Below are 2,790 nucleotides of genomic sequence, written 5' to 3' on the forward strand. Positions count from 1 at the left end.
GACACCGTGACCGACATCCACAACCCCACCGACTGGTCCGACTTCGACTTCCTGGAGTTCGAAGCCTTCGTCAGCAAGGTCGAGAACGAGGGCTTCACCTACGCAGCCGAGAACTACGGCCCGAACTTCGAGTCCCCGGAACTCCAGGCCATTGCCGACGACCTGGGCAGCCTGCGCCGCCTCTACCTGGAGAACGAGGCCAAGGTCGACGCCTGGTGGTCGACCGTCGGCGGCGAGCGGGCCTGCGACCTCCACAACGCGCACGTTGACGAGGGGCGCCAGCGGCGTGAGGACGCCCGCCTGTTCGGGATCCGCTGCACGGACGGCTATGTGCTCACGTCCGACTCGGAAGAGGACCGGGACAGCACCACGGCGTACCTGCTGGAGAACGAAGGCAAGGGCTGGCGCGTGCCGGCCGTGCTCCTGCGCCGCGATGTTCCCGGCGGTGAGTGGGCTGAGGAGCGACCCGCCCCGTGATCGCGAGACCGGCGCCCCGCAGTCGAAGTGCGGGGCGCCGGCCCGACAAGCATCCCACCCACCCGGAGGAACCCGTGACCACGCCCGCCGACGAACTCCGCACCGCCGCCGAGAAGCTGCGCCGTGACGCTGAAGCCGCACGCCGAGCATCGCCGCCGCCGTGGACCGTGACCGCCGAGCGCGTGGTGCGGTGCGCCGACGGGATGATCGTCGCCGATCGCAGCGGCACCGACCATCCGGCTGAGCGCGCCGACCTGCCGTACATCGCCGCCATGCATCCCGGTGTCGGGGCCGCCCTCGCCGACTGGCTGGGCAGCTGGGGCGGCGTCGAGATCGACGAGCACGCGTCCATGCCTGACGACCTTCGCCACGCCCTCGTGATCGCCCGCGCGATCAACGCCGCCTGACCGCCCTCGTTCTGCTGCCCGCACCCCACCCCTGGAGTGAACCGTGACCGACCAGACCGCCCGCTACCGCCACCGCACCGCCGAGGTCGAAGCCGTTCAGTGGACCGGCACCAACGCCGAGCAGCTGCGCGCCTTCGCCGGAGCCGACTTCGACGAGATCGAGCTCGACGACCGCACCGAGGATCCCGACCAGACTGCCGCAGTCCGCGAGGGCAAGCACGGCACGTGGCGTGGCCTGAAGCCCGGCGACTGGGTGGTGAAGCTCGACGGGGGCCTGTACGAGTTCAGCGCGGCCGACTTCGCCGAGCAGTACGAGCCTGCCGGGCGGGCGCCCGCCACCGACCAGGGCGCCGTGCTCCGGGAGGCTGCACAGCGCCTGTACACCGCCCTCTTCCCAGCCGTCTACGCCGACATGGGGCAGAAGGCCGCGGAGGGCGTCAACCGCGCTGTCTCCGAGCTGCGCCGCATGGCCGACGAGACACAGCAGCCCGAGACGCAGGCCGACGACGAGCCGCCCGCCCCGCTGCGCCGCTCCGCCGACGACTGCCCCGGCTTCCCCGAGCAGTGCCCGAACCTGCGCCCCGTCGACCCGAACCCGCCCGTGCACCTTGGCGGCATCCGCTGCGGCTGCGCCGACGAGCCCGCCGCCGCGCAGCAGCCGAAGGAGGCCTGAACCATGGCCGACTGCCCGCACTGCCCCGACGGTCACACCCCGCCGAACCGAGGCTCGCAACCCTGGAGCGCGTGGGTCGCCGAAGTCCGAGACGGCGACGGCCAACCCATGCAGATCATCGTGGCCCGCTCAGCCGGTGCGCACGTCGCAGAGTCCGACGCCCAATGGATCCGCGACGTCCTCAACGGGCGCAAGACCGCTGCCGAGGACCCGTCGTGATCGGGGAGGCCATCGACACCGCGCTCATCCTCGGCTGGGCACTGATCGAACCTGAGGTGAAGCGATGACCCGCCCGCCGGTCCGCTGGCAGCCGGATGACGGCTCCGCCGCGATCCTCGCCGCCTACGCCCGCCGCGGTGAACGCCTGCCCTCCGTGCTCCGCAGGGCGCTGCTGCTGCTCGCCCGCGCCGACGGCTTGCTCGACATCCGCGGACGCGTGCCACGGCAGGGGAGGCGGCCGTGACCGGGCTGACGCTGCGGCAGCGGCAGGTGCTGACGCTGGCCGCCTACGGCAATACCAACATCCAGATCGGCCGCGTGCTGGAGATCGCCCCGAACACGGTGAACCGGCATCTCGTCGAGGCCTACGCCGCGTTGGGTGCCCACGACCGGGCGAACGCGGTCGCCCTCGCCATCCACGGCGGGGACATCAGCCTCGCCGAGTTGGGGCGGATCGCAGCGGCGGCGAGCGAGCGGGGCGTCGTGGCGCCTCCAGCGGCCCCAGGCGGGGCTGTGAGCGCCTCGCGGCCCGTCGGCGGCGGTCGGGACGTCCGAGGCGCTGCGAGAGGCGCAGAGAGCCGCTCAGCCGATCCAGGAGAAGCCGCGGCGTGACAGACGGCCGCCAGAGCGCCCAGGAGCCACCCGGCGGACCAACTCCCCAACCCAGGGCCGAAAGGCCGTCAGAAGCGAAACCAGAGACCCGGAAGAGGCAACCATGACCGACACCGACCAAAGCGCCGCACTCGACAAGCTCGACACCGAGCAGGCGCTGGCCGAAGCCCAGGCCGCCGTCGCCCGCGTCCGCGCCTACGCCGACCGCGCCATCGACGCCGGCGACACCGGACCCGGCGTCGGACTCGGCCGGCTCCTGCTGCACCTCCTCGACGGCGAGGTGACGCCATGACCGGCCAGCCCCCGCCCGCCGCCGTGTGCCCGGCCTCCATCCGTGGCCACTGCCTTGCCGCCGCCCTCGGCGGGGACGTGTGCGCGATCCAGGACGGCGAATGCGTGTGG

General features: G+C 72.6%; 7 protein-coding genes. All 7 read left to right on the forward strand.

Annotated features, from left to right (window positions below; all coding sequences use genetic code 11):
* Nucleotides 1-477: hypothetical protein (locus VIU94_RS36710; protein ID WP_331918564.1), on the forward strand; the 477-nt coding region annotated here is incomplete at its 5' end.
* Between the two features lie 74 nt (nucleotides 478-551).
* The gene (locus VIU94_RS36715) at nucleotides 552-884 is read left to right on the forward strand and encodes a hypothetical protein (RefSeq protein WP_331918566.1); all 333 of its coding nucleotides are present in this window, start codon (nucleotides 552-554) and stop codon (nucleotides 882-884) included.
* 43 nt (nucleotides 885-927) lie between these two features.
* Complete coding sequence (locus VIU94_RS36720) at nucleotides 928-1,557, forward strand: hypothetical protein (protein ID WP_331918568.1); 630 nt, start codon at nucleotides 928-930, stop codon at nucleotides 1,555-1,557.
* Nucleotides 1,558-1,560: 3 nt separating this feature from the next.
* The gene (locus VIU94_RS36725; protein ID WP_331918570.1) at nucleotides 1,561-1,776 is read left to right on the forward strand and encodes a hypothetical protein; all 216 of its coding nucleotides are present in this window, start codon (nucleotides 1,561-1,563) and stop codon (nucleotides 1,774-1,776) included.
* A 64-nt stretch (nucleotides 1,777-1,840) separates the two neighbouring features.
* Nucleotides 1,841-2,020: a hypothetical protein gene (locus VIU94_RS36730; protein ID WP_331918572.1), complete on the forward strand. Its 180-nt coding sequence runs from the start codon at nucleotides 1,841-1,843 to the stop codon at nucleotides 2,018-2,020.
* Nucleotides 2,017-2,388, forward strand: a complete 372-nt coding sequence (locus VIU94_RS36735) for a helix-turn-helix domain-containing protein (RefSeq protein ID WP_331918574.1) — start codon at nucleotides 2,017-2,019, stop codon at nucleotides 2,386-2,388. Before VIU94_RS36730 ends, VIU94_RS36735 begins: the two co-directional genes overlap by 4 nt.
* A gap of 103 nt (nucleotides 2,389-2,491) precedes the next feature.
* A complete protein-coding gene (locus VIU94_RS36740) occupies nucleotides 2,492-2,680 on the forward strand; it encodes a hypothetical protein (protein WP_331918576.1) in 189 nt (62 codons plus the stop codon).
* Nucleotides 2,681-2,790 lie beyond the last annotated feature (110 nt).

Source organism: Streptomyces sp. (genome assembly GCF_036566765.1).
In the GTDB taxonomy this organism is placed as follows: domain Bacteria; phylum Actinomycetota; class Actinomycetes; order Streptomycetales; family Streptomycetaceae; genus Streptomyces.

Excerpts from the sequence above, each read along its gene's own strand:
- VIU94_RS36725 (WP_331918570.1), top strand. The coding sequence starts at position 1,561 with ATGGCCGACTGCCCGCACTGCCCCGACGGTCACACCCCGCCGAACCGA.
- VIU94_RS36730 (WP_331918572.1), top strand. The coding sequence starts at position 1,841 with ATGACCCGCCCGCCGGTCCGCTGGCAGCCGGATGACGGCTCCGCCGCG.
- VIU94_RS36740 (WP_331918576.1), top strand. The coding sequence starts at position 2,492 with ATGACCGACACCGACCAAAGCGCCGCACTCGACAAGCTCGACACCGAG.